Origin of the sequence: Acinetobacter sp. SK-43, assembly GCF_015351505.1 — a bacterium.
Lineage (GTDB): Bacteria > Pseudomonadota > Gammaproteobacteria > Pseudomonadales > Moraxellaceae > Acinetobacter > Acinetobacter junii.
In genome coordinates this window covers 1-20,858 of sequence record NZ_JADKPY010000010.1, presented here as the reverse complement: position 1 = coordinate 20,858, position 20,858 = coordinate 1, and the positions used below count along the sequence as shown (strand labels likewise).

General features: G+C 40.0%; 20 protein-coding genes. 15 read left to right on the top strand and 5 right to left on the bottom strand.

Annotated elements, in window-relative coordinates:
* Positions 1 to 381: 381 nt before the first annotated feature.
* Positions 382 to 1,584, bottom strand: coding sequence for a nicotinate phosphoribosyltransferase (gene pncB, locus IRT38_RS03525; RefSeq protein WP_194596967.1), 1,203 nt, complete (start codon positions 1,582 to 1,584; stop codon positions 382 to 384).
* 149 nt (positions 1,585 to 1,733) lie between these two features.
* Here pncB and dtd point away from each other — a divergent pair, with 149 nt between their 5' ends.
* Positions 1,734 to 2,174, top strand: coding sequence for a D-aminoacyl-tRNA deacylase (gene dtd, locus IRT38_RS03520; protein ID WP_004910099.1), 441 nt, complete (start codon positions 1,734 to 1,736; stop codon positions 2,172 to 2,174).
* A gap of 48 nt (positions 2,175 to 2,222) precedes the next feature.
* Here dtd and IRT38_RS03515 read toward each other — a convergent pair whose 3' ends face one another.
* From IRT38_RS03515 to serB, 3 genes are all read right to left on the bottom strand, one after another.
* Complete coding sequence (locus IRT38_RS03515; RefSeq protein WP_004910100.1) at positions 2,223 to 2,702, bottom strand: hypothetical protein; 480 nt, start codon at positions 2,700 to 2,702, stop codon at positions 2,223 to 2,225.
* Between the two features lie 150 nt (positions 2,703 to 2,852).
* Positions 2,853 to 3,188 (bottom strand): ciprofloxacin tolerance protein AciT, encoded by a 336-nt coding sequence (gene aciT, locus IRT38_RS03510; RefSeq protein ID WP_004951151.1) that lies wholly within the window; start codon positions 3,186 to 3,188, stop codon positions 2,853 to 2,855.
* Positions 3,189 to 3,595: 407 nt separating this feature from the next.
* Positions 3,596 to 4,816: a phosphoserine phosphatase SerB gene (serB, locus tag IRT38_RS03505; protein ID WP_194596966.1), complete on the bottom strand. Its 1,221-nt coding sequence runs from the start codon at positions 4,814 to 4,816 to the stop codon at positions 3,596 to 3,598.
* 61 nt (positions 4,817 to 4,877) lie between these two features.
* Between serB and IRT38_RS03500 the strand changes: the two genes are divergently transcribed.
* The 12 genes from IRT38_RS03500 (at position 4,878) to IRT38_RS03445 (ending at position 19,579) form a co-directional block, all read left to right on the top strand.
* Complete coding sequence (locus tag IRT38_RS03500; protein WP_194596965.1) at positions 4,878 to 6,182, top strand: hypothetical protein; 1,305 nt, start codon at positions 4,878 to 4,880, stop codon at positions 6,180 to 6,182.
* Between the two features lie 373 nt (positions 6,183 to 6,555).
* Positions 6,556 to 7,677 (top strand): bifunctional 3,4-dihydroxy-2-butanone-4-phosphate synthase/GTP cyclohydrolase II, encoded by a 1,122-nt coding sequence (gene ribBA, locus IRT38_RS03495; protein WP_004951142.1) that lies wholly within the window; start codon positions 6,556 to 6,558, stop codon positions 7,675 to 7,677.
* Between the two features lie 11 nt (positions 7,678 to 7,688).
* A complete protein-coding gene (gene ribE / locus IRT38_RS03490) occupies positions 7,689 to 8,159 on the top strand; it encodes a 6,7-dimethyl-8-ribityllumazine synthase (RefSeq protein WP_004637206.1) in 471 nt (156 codons plus the stop codon).
* Between the two features lie 3 nt (positions 8,160 to 8,162).
* A complete protein-coding gene (gene nusB, locus IRT38_RS03485) occupies positions 8,163 to 8,612 on the top strand; it encodes a transcription antitermination factor NusB (RefSeq protein WP_004679125.1) in 450 nt (149 codons plus the stop codon).
* Between the two features lie 15 nt (positions 8,613 to 8,627).
* Positions 8,628 to 9,545: a thiamine-phosphate kinase gene (gene thiL, locus IRT38_RS03480; RefSeq protein ID WP_194596964.1), complete on the top strand. Its 918-nt coding sequence runs from the start codon at positions 8,628 to 8,630 to the stop codon at positions 9,543 to 9,545.
* Complete coding sequence (locus IRT38_RS03475) at positions 9,523 to 10,044, top strand: phosphatidylglycerophosphatase A (RefSeq protein ID WP_004910111.1); 522 nt, start codon at positions 9,523 to 9,525, stop codon at positions 10,042 to 10,044. Before thiL ends, IRT38_RS03475 begins: the two co-directional genes overlap by 23 nt.
* Positions 10,045 to 10,066: 22 nt before the next feature.
* Complete coding sequence (glmU, locus tag IRT38_RS03470) at positions 10,067 to 11,431, top strand: bifunctional UDP-N-acetylglucosamine diphosphorylase/glucosamine-1-phosphate N-acetyltransferase GlmU (protein ID WP_194596963.1); 1,365 nt, start codon at positions 10,067 to 10,069, stop codon at positions 11,429 to 11,431.
* A 12-nt stretch (positions 11,432 to 11,443) separates the two neighbouring features.
* A complete protein-coding gene (glmS, locus tag IRT38_RS03465; protein WP_194596962.1) occupies positions 11,444 to 13,282 on the top strand; it encodes a glutamine--fructose-6-phosphate transaminase (isomerizing) in 1,839 nt (612 codons plus the stop codon).
* Positions 13,283 to 13,436: 154 nt separating this feature from the next.
* On the top strand, positions 13,437 to 14,240 hold the full coding sequence (locus IRT38_RS03460) for a heteromeric transposase endonuclease subunit TnsA (protein ID WP_033523443.1): 804 nt from the start codon (positions 13,437 to 13,439) through the stop codon (positions 14,238 to 14,240).
* Positions 14,224 to 16,365, top strand: a complete 2,142-nt coding sequence (locus tag IRT38_RS03455; RefSeq protein ID WP_033523441.1) for a Mu transposase C-terminal domain-containing protein — start codon at positions 14,224 to 14,226, stop codon at positions 16,363 to 16,365. Before IRT38_RS03460 ends, IRT38_RS03455 begins: the two co-directional genes overlap by 17 nt.
* 29 nt (positions 16,366 to 16,394) lie before the next feature.
* Positions 16,395 to 18,077: an AAA family ATPase gene (locus IRT38_RS03450; RefSeq protein ID WP_033523439.1), complete on the top strand. Its 1,683-nt coding sequence runs from the start codon at positions 16,395 to 16,397 to the stop codon at positions 18,075 to 18,077.
* A gap of 2 nt (positions 18,078 to 18,079) precedes the next feature.
* Complete coding sequence (locus IRT38_RS03445) at positions 18,080 to 19,579, top strand: TnsD family Tn7-like transposition protein (RefSeq protein WP_033523437.1); 1,500 nt, start codon at positions 18,080 to 18,082, stop codon at positions 19,577 to 19,579.
* A 53-nt stretch (positions 19,580 to 19,632) separates the two neighbouring features.
* On the opposite strand, the gene IRT38_RS03440 is transcribed toward IRT38_RS03445, so the two are convergent.
* On the bottom strand, positions 19,633 to 19,884 hold the full coding sequence (locus tag IRT38_RS03440; RefSeq protein ID WP_194596961.1) for a hypothetical protein: 252 nt from the start codon (positions 19,882 to 19,884) through the stop codon (positions 19,633 to 19,635).
* Between the two features lie 65 nt (positions 19,885 to 19,949).
* Between IRT38_RS03440 and tnpA the strand changes: the two genes are divergently transcribed.
* Positions 19,950 to 20,333: an IS66-like element accessory protein TnpA gene (gene tnpA / locus IRT38_RS03435; protein ID WP_005006377.1), complete on the top strand. Its 384-nt coding sequence runs from the start codon at positions 19,950 to 19,952 to the stop codon at positions 20,331 to 20,333.
* Positions 20,330 to 20,665, top strand: coding sequence for an IS66 family insertion sequence element accessory protein TnpB (gene tnpB, locus IRT38_RS03430; RefSeq protein WP_004691519.1), 336 nt, complete (start codon positions 20,330 to 20,332; stop codon positions 20,663 to 20,665). Before tnpA ends, tnpB begins: the two co-directional genes overlap by 4 nt.
* Positions 20,666 to 20,858 lie beyond the last annotated feature (193 nt).

The following is a 20,858-nucleotide window of genomic DNA, read 5'->3' as shown; positions in this document are numbered from 1 at the left end:
GATTACAGCATTACATCAAATTTTAGCATAGCTCACTTTTTATCTTTGTCTGATTTTTCATATTCATTTAGCAGAAAACAAGATATAGGAAAAAACCCAACGATTTTAGATTTAAAGCATAAAATTTGCTGACAATTGCGAAAGTTAAGCCATATAAACCTGTCGAAAAAACTTACTGGTGCAGAGGCGGCATCCATGCCGCCTCTGTGGCTGCCTTGCGCTGCTTTCAAAGCGTTGCTTTGAAATTGCTGAGGATGTGCCAACAGTTCAACAAAAAATTGTTACTTTGGATCTTTCAAAAGTAAAGAGTACCTATTACAGATCTCTCATAACATTTGAGCGATTCCACAGCCGTACTAAATTTTGAGTATGAAAGAATAATTAGGCCTCTTCAATCTCAAACACCTGACGCAAATACGCCAAAAACGTTTCATTATCGCTCATGGTCTTGCCTGAACTATCAGAAATTTTTGCTACCGATTGCCCATTACATTCCACCAGTTTTAAAACAATATTAAGCGGTGTCTGTCCCATGTCATTGGTGAGATTAGTTCCAATACCAAAACTAACCTGAAAGCGATCTTTAAAATATTGGTGCAATAACCATGCTTTCTCTAAATTTAAACCATCACTAAAAGTTAACATTTTGGTCTTGGTATCTATTTTTAATTTGCGATAGTGCGCAAAGGCTTTATCACCCCATTCATAAGGATCACCACTATCATGGCGCAAACCATCAAATAATTTAGCAAAATACAGATCAAAATCTCGCAGGAAAGCATCCATCCCAACCACATCGGTCAAAGCGATACCCAAATCCCCTCGATACTCTTGTACCCACGCTTCTAAAGCCGCTTTTTGGAAATTACGTAACCGAACATCCAATGCCTGAAAAGCCTGTAAAAACTCATGTGCCATGGTTCCAATCGGGCTAATGCCTAATTCTTTCGCTAACAGCACATTGCTGGTGCCACGAAAAACTTTGGGTGCAGCTGAGTGAAAGGCTTGAACTACATGTTTTTGCCATTCAAAACTATAACGTCGTCGTGTTCCAAAATCTGAGACTAAGAATGGAGGATCACTTTCTTGCTGTTGCTGAGCATAATCTTGTAGTTGAACCAGCTTCTGCTGTAAACGGCGCTCGCCTTCTACAAAAACGTCATCATTACGGATGCGTTGGAAATACAGCTCATTGACGATAGCTAAAACGAAAATCTCAAACATCATGGCTTGTACCATTGGACCTTCGATTCGAATATCGAGCCGACCTGCCTCATCCATACTGGCTTGGATAAAACGACGTTTAAGTTGAAATAACTCTAAGTAATCAACAAAATCACTTTTAATAAAACGCAAGGAACGTAAATACTGTAACTCATCATCGGTGAAGCGCAGCTCACACAACAAATCAAGTTGATAGTTCAAATCATCCAAAATCTCAACTAGCGGATAAACCGTGTCATCTAAATTGCGGCAACGAAATAAATAAACACTGTGAGTTTGCGGAAACTGATGTAGCACGACTTGCAACATCGTGAATTTATACAAGTCCGTGTCGAGTAAAGATCGAATAATGGCAGGCATAAAGGATGGTTTTAACCAATTTTTATTAGATATCTGTTGTTATACAACCAAACGCTGGAGATTGAATAGTAGACTTTTGCTGCACGACTCATTTTTATCCTTTTGCTCTGCTAAAATTGCGCATCTCCTATCATCCAATTTTTAAAGTTATGCGTGCATTAATTCAGCGAGTTCTTGAAGCAAAAGTGGTTGTGGACGGACAAACGACGGGCGAGATTGAAAAAGGCTTATTGGTTTTTCTAGGCTTAGGGAAAGACGATACTTTAGAAAAGGGTCAGAAACTGATAGATAAGATTCTCAAATATCGAATCTTTGACGATGAAAATGGCAAGATGGGGTGGAATGTGAGTCAAGCCAGTGGCGGTATTTTATTGGTATCTCAATTTACCCTCATGGCACAAACTCAAAAAGGGTTACGACCAGACTTTGGACCTGCGATGCCACCTTCAGATGCCAAAGCACTCTACGAGCAATTGGTTGAATACGCACAACAGCAATTTGAAAATGTACAAACAGGTATTTTTGCTGCGGATATGAAAGTACATTTGGTGAATGATGGACCTGTGACTTTTAACCTAGAGATTGAATAACTTTAGGCAATAAAAAAACTCCCATCTAGGGAGTTTTTCTCAGGCTTGTTATTTACCTGTTTTTTCTTTAATAAACGCACGTGCTTGGCGAATTTTTTCTTTTACAGGTTTTGGTACTTTAGGTGGAATCAATTTCGCTGCTTGGTTGAACCAAACCAATAAGCTAAAGTCACCTTCCATTTTAATGCTACCGTCTTGCATACCTGTCATGAATGCTGTTGGGTCGCCTTTTACTAAAGTTTTTACGCCTTGCTCACTTGAAGCAAATTGCAAAATGAAATCCGCTTTTTCAGGATTGCCCGCAACTGTATCGATCTTACCGTGATTGACAATAATCTGACGCGCCATACCCAAATCTGTACCAATTTGAATACGAAATTCACGATCATGAACTAACTCAATAAACTTAGGGCTAGTACGTGCCAATTGCTTCATACGCAACGCCAAACCTGCCACCAACAAATCCAGTGGATCTGTACTTACATCAACGATAGGTAACTTAACCACAGGTAGAGAAGAAAGCTTCATGACAATTATGCCCACAGTATAATGATGAAAATTAAGACAACCCGTATCCTAGCACAATTGTGAAGAACTCTGTAAAAGCTTTGTTTCAGAAAGTGAATGTAAAAAAGGCGTGCTGAGCACGCCTTTGATGTGATTAGAATTATTATGTATTTATCGACTAGAACATTGTTGTTGGTCATCCTTATAAACAGGCGTGTGTTCAATATACTGGCGATTTGCCAGTTGTTTTTGTGCTTGTTTGTCTTCACGTAAAAGAATAAATGTCACCGTCACCATCGCAAGGCTGAGCGCTGTCAGATAACTGTAAGCGACAGACATTTCGAACATGGTTTGCACACCAAAGCGTACCACTTCGAGCAGTCCCCAACTAATCATACCCGCCAACATAAAACCTAACCAACGACGATAAGGAGAGAAGAAAACAGCAATAACTGCGACAGCGATCAAGCCAAATCCAACCCACATGGTGAAATTCGCTGCTTCCATAGAAACCTCCGTCTTTAAAAGGATGTCTGAATCAACGTTCAGACCTTATATTGTTCTGTAATCTCTAACAGTACTTCGTGTTGCATTAACGTCTTTATGCATTATGGAGCGTTTTTTTTAGAAAAAAAGAGCTTAAAATTAACGATACGACACAAGATGTCGCAATATGCTTTTGTAATTACATTTTTTAAAAATCAAAATTCTGAAATTTCTATATAGCATCAATTACTGAGTGTCATTACAAAAAAATACGCTTAATTTTGACCTCAAAAAAACTTTTTTCTGAATTTTTTAATTGTAGGTTTTCTATACATTTAGACATAAATATGACGAAGTGATGACAGCCAATAAAATCAATAAAGCCACATGATCTGTGGCTTTATTTGATGGCTCAGATCTACATTTATCTATGCTCGATTGAGGTCTTTATCATGCATACCTAAAAGATAAAGCACGCCATCTAAACCCACACTCGAAATTGCCTGATTGGCATTTTGACGAACTAGAGGTTTCGCACGGAATGCCACACCTAGCCCAGCGATTGAAAGCATTGGTAAATCATTTGCGCCATCTCCGACAGCCATCGCCTGCTCTAGTGAGATACCCATTTTATCAGCCAACTGGCGTAACAGCTCTGCCTTACGCGGACCATCAACAATCGCACCTTTCACTTCACCAGTGACAATCCCATCTTGCACATCCAAAATATTGGCATGCACTTCATCAATGCCAAGTTTAGCTTGTAAATACTCTGCGAAATATTGGAAGCCACCTGAAAGAATTGCTGTCTTATAACCTAAGGCTTTCAACGTTGAAATTAAGCGCTCTGCACCTTCTGTCACAGTTAAACGCTCAGCAATTTTAGGCAGAACAGATGCATCTAAGCCTTTTAACAACGCAACACGTGCACGGAAACTTTGTTGGAAATCAAGCTCACCTTGCATTGCACGTTCTGTAATTTCTGCAACTTGCTCACCTACACCCGCTTCTAATGCAAGCTCATCAATCACTTCTTGCTCAATCAATGTAGAGTCCATATCAAAGCAAACCAAGCGACGATTACGGCGATAAGCATTATCTTCTTGTACGGCAACGTCGATGTTTAACTCACCTGATAAACTCAAACAAGCAGCACGCATTGCTTGTGCATCCAGCATTTGTCCACTTAATCCGAACTGAACGCAAGCGCGTCGTGGGAACTGACTTTCTTCTTCTAGTTCTAAACGTCCTGATAAACGTGTTACCGTTTCTATGTTAAACCCTTGACCCGAAACAATTTGAGTCACAGCTTGCAAATGTGCAGCGGTCAGTTCAGGTGCAAGAGCCGTCACGATATAGCGTGTACGTCCGCCCTCACTCACCCATTGGTCATATTCTGCGTTGCTGATTGGTTTAAATCGCACAGTTAAGCCAATATCATGTGCTAAAATCAGAATCTCTTTCATTGCTAATGCTGTTGCAGTCTCGTTATCTGATGCAACAACGATCCCAAGGGTCAGTTGATTGTGAATAACCGCCTGACCGACATCGAGTATTTGCAAAGAATGTACGGAGAGTACCTGCATTAATCGAGTAAACTGATTCGGTTGATCTGGTCCTAAAAAGGATATAAGAATGATTTCTCGCATGAATTGACTCGTGTTAGAGCGACAACTATTGTAAGAATCATAACATAACCCATGAATCTATTTGCCTTGGAAGTTTAACTTGAATGCGCCTCGCCAAGGGCTATTTGCTAGCCTACTGATCGTTAGTTTTGCCTTGCATACCTTTTTATTGGTGATTGCAACGACTCATCAACTCAATGAAAACCGCGCCAGCCAAGGACAACTGATGACCAGTCAGTTAGTGGCAGATACTCTTTCTGAAATGGAACCCGCCAATACTGTTTCTTTAGCATTGGTTGCTAATCGCTATGCGACCAATCCAAGTGTTGCCTCAATCCGTATTTTGGATGCCAACAAACAAGTGTTAGCAACTAGCGGTATGGCTAAAACTCGTCAAGGCGAAGTATTTGTCCGTGATGCTTTACAGAATGAAAAGAAAGTGGGAACAGTCGAAATAACGCTGATACAACCAAGTATTGGTGAAATTTTGCGTACACAGTGGTTGGCGATTCTATTGTCTCTCTTGATTCATGGATTAATTTGGTTAGGCTACCGTGCTATTGCACGCCCAACGCGAACCGAATATCTTGCTCGTATCAATCAAGAAAATCATCTCAAGCATGAAATTCAACGTTTAACTCAAGCTTTGGCATTAGAAAAACTAAATACCGTTACTTTGGTCGCTCAAGCACAACAACAAGCAAAAGTACAACCCAAAACGCGAGTTGAAAAAGTCAGTACTGAAACACCTCAAGTTGATCAGCATACATTGGCGCTTAACATCCAGTTTTATGATCCAAAACAACTTTTAAATAGTGTTAACCAATCCGTTTCATTGCCTTACTTTAAGCTATGTCAGTTATTTTTGGATAAAAGTATCGATCTATGTGCTAAACATTATCAAATTGATCCATCTAAAATTTGTGTTGAACAAGAGTTTAATGCTGAAGGGGCAACCTTAAGTACTCAGTCAGATCAAACACATGCTTTAGAATGTATTATGATGATTGGTGCTGTTTTCCAACTGCTCGCAGAAGTACTGTATAAACGTTATCGCGAAGACAAACGCTTTGCCTTGCAAACGCGTGGTTCTGTTGCTAGCCCTGTAGATGCCATGCAGCTCGACGCAATTGAAGCTTCGAAACGCCTAACTCAACATTTACATGCAAAAGAAGCTGCCTTGCATTTGAATCACGAGCAATTAAAAGCGATTCAACATAGCTATGAATTAGTTGCAATGCCAAACCCAAGTAATATCATGACACGTCATGCATTTATGATTAATGGTATGAATGAGCAGTGTGCAACTATAGCTCAAAATCTGCGCACTGAAATTTTAATGGGTAAAAAGGCAAAAGTATCATCTGAATCATCCAGCCTTTCGTAATTCACCTCGATAAAATATCCCCATTTTTTAAGTATAGAATGGGGTTTATTATTTGAATAACGATAAAGTTCATTCCATCAAAAAGTGCTTGATTTGCATAAAACATCAACACACTCAAACTATATTCTTAAATCGATTCAGCGCAGCTTGAGTTAAAAAATTATTGCAAAGCAATGAAATTTTTAGAAAAAACAAAATATTATATTCTGAATCAAAACCAAATATTTAGATCAATAAAAGCGTTTACTCAGCATGATGTATAAATTCGTCACGTGCGATAAGAAGCACAGGCGAAAAGTTTTAAAATGCGGTAAACTATGCCAAATTTATCGAATACTAATGCCTTAAAAGGCTGCTTAAAAGGTGAAAGCGAATGCCGCTGAGTCGTGTTGAAGAACTTGTCGCAGATATTCGTGCAGGCAAAATGGTTATCCTCATGGATGACGAAGATCGAGAAAATGAAGGTGACTTAGTCATCGCTGCTACCCATGTTCGTCCTGAAGACATTAACTTCATGATTACACATGCACGTGGTTTGGTCTGTCTGACATTAAGCCGCGAACGTTGTAAGCAACTCAACCTTCCGCTTATGGTTGATCAAAACGGCGCTCAACATGCCACGAACTTCACCCTTTCAATCGAAGCAGCTGAAGGCATCAGCACAGGTATCTCAGCAGCAGAGCGTGCACATACCATTCGCACAGCTGTAGCTGCCCACGCGAAACCAAGCGATATTGTTCAACCTGGTCATATTTTTCCATTAATGGCTCAACCAGGTGGTGTCTTACATCGCGCAGGTCATACCGAAGCTGGATGTGACTTAACACGCTTAGCAGGTTTAGAGCCTGCTTCAGTGATCTGTGAAATTATCAATGAAGATGGCACTATGGCGCGCCGTCCTGATTTAGAAGTATTTGCAGAAAAACATGGTCTCAAGATTGGTACGATTGCGGATTTAATTCACTACCGTATGACCAATGAGCAAACTGTTGAACGCTTATCTCAAGAAACCATTCAAACTGAATACGGGACTTTTGATCTTTATAAATACCGTGAAATCGGTAACCCAGACATTCATTTAGCTTTGGTAAAAGGTGAGCCGAAAGAAGGCGTGACCACTGTTCGTGTTCATGGATTCAATCCTGTTCGTGATCTTTTAAAGCTCAATAAAGCTGATGGTTCTCCAGCATGGAATCTTGATCTTGCAATGAAAACGATTGCTGCAAGTGACCGTGGTGTATTGGTTTGGATTGGACAAGATCACTTGGAAGATTTAGGTCATGCCATTCATCATTTGAACCAACCAAAGCCACTGAAATCAAATGCAGCTCTATCGCAGCAATATCAAACAATTGGTGTCGGTGCACAAATTTTACGTGATCTTGGTGTTGAGAAAATGAAGTTGTTGAGTTCTCCGCTTCGTTTCAATGCTTTATCAGGATTTCATTTAGAGGTGGTGGAATACATCACTGCCGATCAAATCACAGCAAAATAATCGAGGTTGCTATGGCAATTCGCCGAATTGAAGGTTTATTACATCTCGCAAGCGAAGGTCGTTATGCGATCTTAGTTGGTCGTTTCAACAGCTTCGTTGTAGAACATTTACTTGAAGGTGCGATCGACACATTAAAACGTCACGGCGTTGCAGAAGATGCGATCACCGTGATTCATGCACCAGGTGCATGGGAGCTGCCGATCGTTGCGAAGAAATTAGCGGCTTCAAACAAATTTGATGCCATCATTGCTTTAGGTGCAGTAATTCGTGGTAGCACACCTCACTTTGACTTCGTTGCTGGTGAATGTGCTAAAGGTCTAGGTGTTGTAGCACTTGAAAGCACAATGCCTGTGATCAACGGTGTTTTAACTACCGATAGCATCGAACAAGCGATTGAACGTTCAGGTACGAAAGCAGGTAATAAAGGTAGCGAAGCTGCACTTACTGCTATCGAAATGGTTAACTTATTAAAGGCAATTTAAAGCATGTCGCAAACACTTCAGGCCGCTTATGCAGCGAAACGCAAAGCACGTCGTTTTGCTGTACAAGGGATTTATGAATGGCAAATGAGTCAAAATCCTGTTCATGAAATTGAAGCACGTACACGTGTTGAAAATGCCATGCACAAGGTTGACCTCAACTACTACCATGAATTACTCACTCAAGTGGTTGCTCAACATGAAGCTTTAGATGAGTTACTCATTCCTGTACTTGACCGTGAGCTATCTGCACTTGATGGTGTAGAACTTGCAACCTTACGATTGGGCGCTTATGAATTACGAGATCACCTCGAAGTTCCTTATCGCGTTGTACTTGATGAAGCAATTGAGCTAGCAAAACACTTTGGTGGTGCAGACAGTCATAAATACATCAATGGTGTATTAGATCGTCTTTCTTCAAAGCTTCGTGAAGCTGAAAAACAACAAGCGAAATAATAGGCTTGATGTTTCATGGCTGAGTTTTCAATTATTGACCGTTACTTTAAACGAGCATCTCATCAGGATGTCAGTTTAGGCATTGGTGATGACTCAGCCATCCTCACCCCTCCTTCCTCGCAACAACTCGTTATTTGCACAGACACTCTAGTCGCTGGTCGCCATTTCCCTTTAGACACCTCAGCTCATGCTGTGGGTTGGAAAAGTGTAGCCGTGAATTTATCAGATATCGCGGCAATGGGAGCTCAACCACACAGCATCTTACTTGCACTCAGTTTACCAAGTGTAGATGAGGCATGGTTGGCTGAATTCAGTCGAGGACTCTTTGAATGTTGTGACCAATTCAATGTTGCATTAATCGGTGGAGATACAACACAAAGCTCCCAATTAACGATTACAGTGACAGCGCTAGGTTGGATCGAACAAGGGCAAGCAATTACGCGAGCTGGTGCGCAAGTCGGTGACTATATATGCGTGAGTGGGCAAGTTGGTGATGCTGCGTATGGACTGCACCATTTAGGTCATGCACTACAACAACGTTTAGATTATCCAACACCACGTTGTCAGTTAGGTCAGCGACTGAAAGGTCGAGCGACCAGTATGATCGATGTCTCAGATGGTTTAGCACAAGACTTAGGGCATATTCTGGAAGCCTCTGGCGTGGGTGCGACTTTATTTTTAGATCGTTTGCCAATAGATTCAGCGCTAAAAGCATTAGATCAACAACAAGCTTGGCAATATGCGCTCGCTGGTGGGGATGACTACGAATTATGCTTTACAATATCACCGCAAAAATTCGAAGAACTATCGCGACATCAATCTGATGTACCGTTTACAATAATCGGCGAAATTACCCAACAAACTGGATTGTTATTTAAGTATATGGGCGAAGTTTACCCATTACATGTTCATGGATATCAACACTTTGCATAAACCCCCTATTCACTTTAGCCAAATGACTTGGTTTGACCGCTTTATTGTGTTCTGCGGTGTAGGATTTGGCTCTGGTCTCAGTCCCAAAGCCCCTGGTACTTTTGGGTCAGCATTTGCTCTTCTTTTCGTCCCCCTGTGGCTAATACTTGGCTTCAATGCCAGTGTTTTTGCAATCCTACTTATGTCGATTGCAGGCATTTATATTTGTGGCCACACTGCCAAAGTGATTAATGTTCATGATGATGGTCGTATCGTTTGGGATGAATTTGCTGGACAATCGATTACCTTTTTACCTCTGCTTTACTTACAGCAAATGAATTGGTTATGGGTCATTGCAGGTTTTGTCTTATTCCGTATCTTCGACATCTGGAAACCATTTCCAATTAATTGGGCTGACCAAAAAGTTTCTGGCGGCTTTGGTATTATGCTTGATGACCTGATTGCAGGACTTTGGGCTGCATTATGTATTTTTCTTATTCAATTTTATTTTTTGACCTAACACATTAATATTAGGGTTAATTATGTCAACAACCGTCATTATTCTAGCTGCAGGGAAAGGAACGCGAATGCGTTCAAAGCTTCCTAAAGTATTACAACCACTTGCAGGTCGTCCACTTTTGGGACACGTCATTGAAACCGCAAAAAAACTCAACGCCCAAAATATTATTACCATTTATGGGCATGGCGGTGAACTTGTTAAACAAAGCTTTGCACAAGAACAGATTGAATGGGTTGAACAAGCTGAGCAATTAGGTACTGGTCATGCTGTACAGATGACATTACCAGTTTTACCGCAAGATGGTATCTCACTCATTTTATATGGTGATGTGCCTTTAGTTCGACTCAGTACTCTTGAACAATTACTAGAAGCATCTAGCCAGTCTGGTATTGGGATGATCACACTCGATGTCGAAAATCCAACGGGCTATGGTCGTATCGTTCGTCAGGTAGGAAAAGTTCAAGCCATTGTTGAGCATAAAGATGCCAATGAAGAACAACGTCAGATCCAAGAGATCAATACGGGGATCTACTGCGTTAGCAATGCAAAATTACACCAATGGCTACCAAAGCTGTCGAATAACAACGCACAAGGTGAATATTATCTTACCGATATCGTAGCGATGGCGGTTGCAGATGGTCTAGAAATCGCTTCCATTCAACCTGAACTGGCATTTGAAGTTGAAGGCGTAAATGATCGTCTACAACTCGCTACGTTGGAACGTCAATTTCAACAACAACAAGCCAAAGAATTAATGCAACAAGGCGTTCACTTAATTGATCCAAATCGTTTTGATCTACGTGGCACATTAAAATGTGGGCAAGATGTTCAAATCGATGTGAATGTTATTATTGAAGGTCACTGTGAGCTCGGTGATAACGTACAACTTGGTGCAGGCTGTATCTTAAAGAACACGCGTATCGCAGCAGGCACTAAAGTTCAGGCTTATAGTATTTTTGAAAATGCCGTAGTAGGCGAAAATACTCAAATTGGTCCTTTTGCTCGTTTACGTCCAGGCGCAAATCTTGCAAATGATGTGCATATCGGTAACTTCGTAGAAGTTAAAAATTCTAATATTGGTGTAGGTTCTAAAGCCAATCATTTCACTTATCTTGGTGATGCTGATATTGGTGCGGATTGTAATATCGGTGCAGGTACGATTACTTGTAACTATGATGGCGCAAATAAGCATAGAACTATTATTGAAGATCATGTATTTATTGGCACCAATAATTCACTGGTTGCTCCGATCAAAATCGGTACTGGTGCTACAACTGGCGCTGGTTCAACCTTAACACGAGATGTTGCTGACCATAGTTTGGCTGTCGAACGATCTAAACAGTTTGAAAAAGCAAATTATCAACGTCCCCAAAAGCTGAAAAAATAAGAGGATAAAATTATGTGTGGTATTGTTGGAGGCGTTGCTGAACGTTGCGTAACTGATATTTTGATCGAAGGACTTAAGCGTCTTGAGTATCGTGGTTACGACTCTGCTGGTTTAGCATTACTCAATAATCAAAAAATTCTACGTGAGCGTCGCGTAGGGAAAGTTGCCAATCTTGCCGAAGCTGTTTCAGAACAACATTTAACGGGTAATATCGGAATTGCACACACACGTTGGGCAACTCATGGTAAACCAACTGAAAATAATGCACATCCACACGTTTCTGGAAATGTCGCTGTCGTACATAACGGTATTATTGAAAATTACCAAGAATTAAAAGACGATCTACAAGCCTTAGGTTATGTATTCACCTCTCAAACAGATACCGAAGTTGTTGCTCATCTCGTACATGACGCATTAAAACATACTGATAGCTTACTTGAAGCCGTACAAAAAGTTATTCCACAACTGAAAGGTGCTTACGCTCTTGGAATTATTCATACTGAACATCCAGATGAATTAATCACTGTTCGTGAAGGTTCTCCTCTCGTGATTGGTGTGGGTATCGGTGAAAACTTTATCAGTTCAGATCAATTGGCTCTTCTTCCAGTCACGAATCGCTTTGTTTATCTAGAAGAAGGAGATATTGCTCGCTTAACTCGTACGAGCATTGAAGTTTTTGCGCAAGGTGAAGCTGTTCAACGCCCAGTGAAAGAACTGGATGCTACGGTTAGCAACGCATCTAAAGGTGAATATAAGCACTTCATGCTCAAAGAAATTTATGAGCAGCCAGAAGCGATCCAGCAAACCATTTCACAAGCCTTAAATGGCAATTATTTGCGTGAAGATTTTCTTCAATATGCCAATGCTGATTTTGCTAAAATCCAACAGGTACAAATTATTGCCTGTGGAACCAGCTATCACGCAGGTATGATTGCAAAATATTGGTTTGAACAATTAATCGGCGTACCTTGCCAAGTCGAAATTGCCAGCGAGTTCCGCTATCGTACGCCTGTCATTGTGGCAAATACGCTGTATATCTGTATTTCTCAATCTGGTGAAACGGCAGATACCCTAGCAGCCTTACGTGAAACCCAAAAACGCGCTAAAGCCAACTCGATTGACATTAGCACGATGACGATTTGTAACGTTGCGACATCATCGATGGTTCGCGAAACAGATCATCATTTACTCACCCTTGCTGGCCCTGAAATTGGTGTTGCTTCAACCAAAGCATTTACCACGCAACTTGCTGCATTAATGTTACTGATTCTAAAAATCGGTCAAGTGAAGCAACGTCTCTCTGATGCCCAGTTAACAGAAATTACTGAAGCTTTATGGCATTGCCCGAAAGTAATTCTAGATACTTTGCAGCACAATACTTCGATTCTTCGTTTGTCTGCGTTATTTGTAGAAAAGAACCACTGTTTATTCCTTGGTCGTGGAACACACTTCCCAATCGCACTAGAAGGTGCTTTGAAGCTCAAAGAAATTTCATATATTCATGCTGAAGGTTATGCGGCAGGTGAACTCAAACATGGTCCATTGGCATTAGTTGACAATGAAATGCCTGTGGTGATTTTGGCACCAAATGATGACATGCTCGATAAATTAAAATCGAATATGGAAGAAGTACAAGCGCGTGGCGGCGAGCTTTTTGTTTTTGCTGATGAAAATAGCGGAATCCAAGAAAAAGATCGCCAACACGTGGTTCATATCCCAGCAGTCAATGAATGGTTAGCACCTATTGTTTACAGTATCCCTGTACAGCTTCTGTCATATCATGTCGCTGTATTGCGTGGTACTGATGTGGATCAGCCACGTAACCTTGCAAAAAGTGTAACGGTCGAATAATAAAAAAATGGAAGAAAGGTTCGCCTGTATGAGAGCAATAAAGTATCATCCTAAGTAATATAGTTTCATCTTAGGTAATAAAGTATCATCTCATATTGATCAAATAACAATCGCCTGCTATTCTTAAATTAATGAGAGTAGCAGGCGATTTGCTATGGCGACTGAAAAACAACAAGACAATTGGATAAAAGAAGGTCGTGGTCAAGGCTACCTAAAGAACTATAAACCTTGGGTAACTGTGCGTGATTTTGGCTCAAAAGGTCGCTCACATCGTGTATATGGACATACAACCAAACGTACACATCATTTATTGTCTGATTTAGAACTTGCAACCTTTCTACTTTTAGACTGGAATCCATCAGTTACTGATATTCGGGAACAGTTTCCTTTACCGCTTCAAGCCACAACTCAAATTGCAGAACAAGCTCAAATTACTCATCCTAGAGTTCGTAATGCCCTACAAATTATGAGTTCAGATTTTTATGTAGATCGTAAAGATTTCAGGCAACCCAATTTTGCTCTGCAAACAAAATACGTAGCAGATTTAGAAGATATTAGAACCATTGAAAAACTTGAGTTGGAACGAAGATATTGGGAAAGTACAAAGACACCTTGGTACATCCTGACAGAAAAAGATATTCCTGCGACTGTACTTCACAATATCAAATGGCTCTATCCTGCTATGAGGGAATCTTCTCTTCCTGTTTATGAAAAGCTCGATGACTATATGCAGAAATTTGCTCAATATCCTCATCTCACATTAATTGAGTTAAGTAAAAAAGTAGATCAGGCATATGATTTAGAACTGGGTTCATCTTTATCAGAAATTCGGGAGCTTCTTGCTCAACGTTATTTTATTTTTGATATAACCAAAGACTATAAAAAGCTTAAATTATCTGAAATTACATTAGGTGATATTGAAGTGTGGGAGGACATTCGCCATGTTTCGAATCAATGATGTTTATAAACTGCACGATACATCTTTTCGTATCCTTAAAATGACACTTTATCACATCGTATGGATTGATATTGATAGTCAGAGTGCTAACCCCTTTCTTATCGAAAAAAATGAGTTAACTAAATCTATAGAAGCAAACGAAGCTGAATGGATTGAAGACCCCTTTGCAGATATCGCATTGCTAAAAGTTGTTGAGGGTAGTATCCAGCAGCAAAAGCGTGATGCTGGAATGGCGTTAATCAGACCGCTCATTACACATGATCAATTTTTTGATCCATCTATTCGCTTTGATCTTGTTAAACGTATATTGGAGCAGCAGAAATCTACTCACCAGACGATTTACAGGCTTGCCCGCAGGTATTGGCAACGAGGGCAAATACCTAATGCACTTATTCCAAGTTATCAAAATTCTGGTGCCAAAGGTAGTAAACGAATTGCCAAAGATAAAAAGCTGGGACGCCCCAGAAAATCTATGCCAGGTACAGGGGCACTTATTGATGTAAATATTGAGCGATTATTTAGAATTAATATCAATAAGTATATGTTAACCAAGAATAAACATTCTTTAGGTTATGCCTATCGTAAGTTCTATACGATGTATCATTCATTATTTCCTGATGTGCCAGATACTGAAATTCCATCAATATGGCAGTTTAAACATTTTTATGAACGTGAATTTCCTAAAGTTACCCAGCTTACTGCCCGTAGCAATCCTATTCTCTATAACAAGGACATTCGGGCACTTCACTCAACAGTGAATACCCAAGTCTTAGGGCCAGGATCACGTTATGAGATTGATGCAACGATTGCAGATATTTATCTTGTTTCAGATTCTGATCGTGCCTGTATTGTGGGAAGACCAACGATTTACTTTGTTGTTGACGTATTTAGCAGAATAGTAGTCGGTTTTTATATTGGTTTTGAGAATGCTTCATATGTAACCGCAATGCAGGCTCTACAAGTCGCTATGACCGATAAAGTTGAGTTATGCAAACAATATGGTTATGAAATTACCAGTGAAGAGTGGCCTTGTATTGGATTGCCTGATGCGATTTTAGCGGATCGTGGAGAATTATTAGGTCATCAGATTGAGGCCCTCGAACATAGTTTTTCAATTCGGATTGAAAATACTGCGCCATATCGTGGGGATTTAAAGCCTATTGTAGAACGTTATTTCAGAACTGCTCAGGCAAAATTTAAACCTTTTGCTCAGGGTGTGGTACAACCCTTTAAAGAAAAAAAACGAGGTGGCTCAGATTATCGTCTAGATGCTACTTTAACAATTCATGATTTTAAGCAGATTATTATTGGTTCAATCCTCACCTACAACCTGACCCACCAATTAAAAAAGTATGATCGTGATCTTGATATGCCAACGGATTTACCTTTAGTTCCGATTCATCTCTGGAACTGGGGTATACAAAACCGAGTGGGCAGATTAAAACAGGTTTCCGAAAAGGCATTACGTGTTGCACTGCTTCCTAAAACCAAAGCAACCTTATCTGATCTTGGGCTCAAAGTTTTTGGTGTATTCTATTATTGTGCTGAGATTAATCAGCAAGGTTGGATGCACCGTAAAAAATCAATCTCAAGACCAGATACTTTACAAGTTGCGTATGACCCGAGTAATGCCGAAATAATTTATGTTTTTTATCAAGATGATAGTCTTCACTATTGGGAAGCCGCACTTGCACCAAGATCAAGAGAATTTGTTGGTTGTAGTTTCTGGGAAGTTTGGCAGGTTCAACAGGAACAGAAGCAAACCCAAGCTATTCAAGAACTGGAAACCAATAAATCTAAAGCTGCTCTGGAAGAACATATAGAGTCTATTATTGCTCAGGCCAATGCTCAAAAACCAAAGACAGCATCAAGCAGAAAACAACGTGTTACAGGCATTAGGGAAAACCGTCAGCGGGAAAAGAATCATGAACGTTTGGCGGGGAAAGCAGATCATCTGAAAAATCCACTTCCTGAACAACCAACTGAAAAAGTCTCTGAATCAACAAATAACATTATTCAGATGCCTAAGCCCAAACAGAAGCTGGAACATGATGAGGATTACCAACTTACTTTTGGTATTTATCAGGACTTGCTGGAAGATATTGATCACTCAGATGATGATTAATACATCCAGCTCTACTCTAGGATATGTTTATGACAAATCAAAATGATTATGCAGTATATACACCTAGCCCAGTTTCAGATTATCAGGGAAATCCTTTTATCGAGGCTTTGCCACCCATTTTTGAGGCACAGGACACGATTCAAGCGATAAAAGGTTCAATCGAATTTAAACAATCTGATCGGCAGTTACCGAATAATACTCGTGCCCATATTATTTCACAGTTATTTAATAACTTTTTTCATCCTATCCGCAGACACTTAGAATTAGAGCAGAAAATCTCCATCATGCTGAGAAAAGGCTATGTGGGGAGGAATATTGTGACTGGCGACTTTAATCGAATTCTAAACCGTAGTCATCAAATCGCTTTATCCAATAATTTTGAACCAACACCCTCTAATGATGTACGTTCTACCGCACAGAGCCTTACTTTTATTGGTTTTTCTGGCAGCGGAAAAACCACAACACTAAACCGAATCTTAAAAAACTATAAACAAAAGATTTACCACCCTGAGCATAACTTCACCCAACTTGTCTATTTAAAAATCGACTGCCCTTATAATGGTTCACTTAAGTCTTTATATTTAAATTTCTTTAGTGCCGTAGATCGTGCATTGGGAACAACTTACGAAAAACAATACACGCAGAAACGCCATAATGAACAAAAGCTATTACAGCTTATGGGGCATATTGCCCATCTTCATGCCATTGGCTTATTAGTCATTGATGAAATTCAACACTTGTTGGCAAATCGATCCAAAAATTCGGATGAGATGCTCAATTTCTTTGTTACCTTAGTCAATATTTATAGTCTCCCCATCGTCATGGTCGGGACACCTAAAGCAATTCAAATATTTGAGCGGGATCTCCGTTCATCACGTAGAGCGGTAGGTTTGGGTTCAATTCATTGGGAACCAATGAAAAATGAGCCTGCAATCACTACACCAGATGGAAAAGTCAGAAAATCCGAATGGATGACATTTACTGATTCGCTCTGGAAGTATCAATGGTTGAGAAAATCAGACCCTGCATTGTCTGAAGAATTACGCCAATGCTGGTTTGATCTGAGTCAGGGTATTCTGGACATTGTAGTTAAACTATTTGTTCTGGCACAGATACGAGCAATTGAATCGGGTTTGGAACGCATTACGGTTAAACTACTTAAAACCACATTTCAGGAAGATTTTAAACCGATTCATAAAATTATAGATGTTTTACGCTCTGGTGATGCAAGACGAATTGCAGAATATTCCGACTTGATTACGCCTGAAGTAGATCGACAATTATTAAAACTGATCTCCCGAATTGAAGAAAGTAGCCTAGATCAAAATGACCAACTGGCAGAATATCGGGGTCATACTGAATCCATACGTTTGCATAATTTATTGCTTGAGCTTGGTTATGATTCCCAGCTTTTAATTCCCCTTGTTAAAAAAGTATTTAAAGAACACCCAAATCGAAAATTAACTGAGCTACTCCCTATTATTATGCGTTGGTTAAATCAGGATGTTACGCAAGACTCCAGTTCATCGTCATCAAAACCGAAATTATCACAAGCTAAAAGTACCAAACCTGATCAATGGCAAACCTTGGATACGGTAGACTTACGTTTCCAATTCTCACAAAAAGAAAGTGAACATAGCTTTTATGAGCATTTAAAGGCTCAAACCAATATCGTTTTTGATATTGATCACTGGCTCAAACAGGTCAGTTAGCCATGCTAAACTTTCCCATGCCGTACCAACACGAGCTGATTTACAGTACTGTGGCTCGGGCAGGGACTCGTTTGGCTTTGGATAGTCCTAAACAATTACTAGATGAAGTCTTTAAAAATCGTAAGGTGATTGCAACGGTAGATTTGCCTTGTCACCTAAACGCTATTATTCATCAGCTTTCGAATCATCAGTTTACCGTTGAGGATATCGCCTATCAGCATACGCTGTTTCCAATCTATGCACCTTTTGTCCCTGAAAAAAGACGGCAACAATGTTTAAAATGGATGGCTGATATTTCTCAAGGTTCGATTCATCTGGCTTTAGGCATTAATGCCTCACGTATCCCACCTATTCATAAATTACGTTATTGCCCACAATGTTTAGCAGAACAATTAGAGAAATATGGCGAATATTATTGGTTCCGCTTATGGCAAATACAAGGAGCTTGCTGTCTCCAACATGGTCAACTCATTGACTCAGAACTGGATTTAAGATCATTACATCGGCATGATTTTTTAGTTCCATCTCATCAATCATGTCCTAAAACAGAACAAACCATCACCAATCCTGACGATATTTTTATTACGTCCAAATTGTTAGAGTTATTGACCTTGCCTCCCTTTGAGTCACCCAGCTATGAACAATGGACGATGTTTTATTATGAACTGGCTCGGCAGAATGACTGTATTCGGGGGCAAAACCAAATCTTGCATGAGCGTATTCTAGAAAGAATAACGATCCGTTGGTCAAAGAAATTTTTAGAGCAGTATTGTTTAGCCGATTTAACTTCCGAGACCTCTTGGTTAAACAACATTTTTAGAAAACATCGAAAAAGCTTTAGTTATCTGGAACATATCATTGCCATTGAGGCTTTAATCAACAGAGAATGGCCTTTTGCTGAAATTCTCAACCAAGTCCGCTCTTTCCGTAAAATAAATCAAAATAATCATATGGATGTTCATAACAACCATATTACTGGTCTCACCATAAAAAACCGAGAAAATTGGCTGAGCTTGATCAAAAAAAATGGTGTAAAGCCTGCTCGGCTTTTAAATGCTGCTTTATATGCTTGGTTATACCGTAACGATAAACATTGGTTATTAGAGACCAATCAGGGTTTTCACCAAAAATATATCCCTCAAGGTACTAAAGTGGATTGGCATAGCCGTGATTTGTCCTTTGTAAAACAGTTGATTAAGCTCAACAATGATTTACTCTGGGATTTGGATAATCCTAGACGTTCAGCAAAATGGTGGATGAAACAAACCTCCCATGTATCAACCATTGAGAAAAATCTAGATATGCTACCTTTAACCAAGTTATTTTTAGAGAAATATAGTGAAGATATTGGGACATACCAGATTAGACGTTTAACTAAAACTTTCATTGAGATGAAAACAAAGGCAGAAGTTCTACCTCGTTGGAGAATTTTACGTAAGGCAGGTCTAAGTGATGAACGTATGGTTTCGGAAGCTGCTCGATTTCTGCTCAAAGTATTTTAAAAAGTTGGAACGAAACAAGAGTCCACCATTAAATAGCGTGGACTCTTTTTTTGTTATAGCTTATTTGGTGGCATCCAACCATGACGTTCTGCCAAAATTTGCCATTCAGGCTTCTTTTCACCAATCATATAGTTACAATATTGAATAAGATTTTGAACAATCTGATTATTCCATCGTTCTAAAGATATAGGGCCAGCCTTTCTAGCATAAGGATTTTCATATCTTTTTTGCAGATCATATGCAACATACCTAATCATTGTTGTCACGATTTCATCATCAGAAATGTAAGCGTCCGCTGAACACACCTTATGAATTCGTCCTATAAGCCTTAATTTAGTCCTCACTTAAAAACAAGTGAGGACTTAAATTTATGACTACAAATAACCAGACATCCATCGCATCTCTTGCGAAAAAACGAAGAACATACAGTGCTGAATTTAAACAGCAGATCGTTCAGGCGTGTAAAGCACCGGACGTTTCAATTGCTTCAGTCGCTTTGCAACATGGATTGAACACAAATCTTGTATCCAAATGGATTCGCTTAATTGATGGTAAGCCAGGGAATGATCGCTCACCACTACCGAATAAACCTGCATTTATTGCCTTATCTTGCTCTGCACCATTAGATCCTACTCCTACTGACATGTTAACGGTTCAAATTACTTTACCCCACTCAAAAGCAGAAATTGGCTTGAAATGGCAAGTATCAGAAATATCTGCTTTAGCAGAATTACTCAAGGCACTTGCAACATGATCCGCATTGATGAAATCTGGCTTTCTACCCAACCTCTGGATATGCGAGCAGGGATGGATACTATCATGGCTCAGGTGGTGAGAGCCTTTGGCTACATTAAACCGCATTGTGCTTACCTGTTCTGTAATAAACGTGGCCATCGCATGAAAGTGCTGGTACATGATGGACTGGGCATCTGGCTGTGTGCCCGGCGGCTGGAACAGGGAAAATTCCACTGGGCGCAGGTTCACCAGGGTGAAAGCATGGCGATCAGTCCGGAACAGTTACAGGCACTGATCCAGGGTTTACCTTGGCAGCGCATTGGACGACAGCAGGTGGTGACGATGCTCTAAACTAGGCTGGTCCATTCTGCTATTCTCCAAACGTTCTATTTCCTCTGCGTCATGACCTCAGGCATACTGCGGTCATGAATACGCTGCCAGACTTAAGCCAACTGACCCATGAACAACTGCTGGAATTTATTCGCAATCAGAAACCTGCTAAAGATCTCATTGTACATTCAGACAGAGGCAGCCAATATTGCAG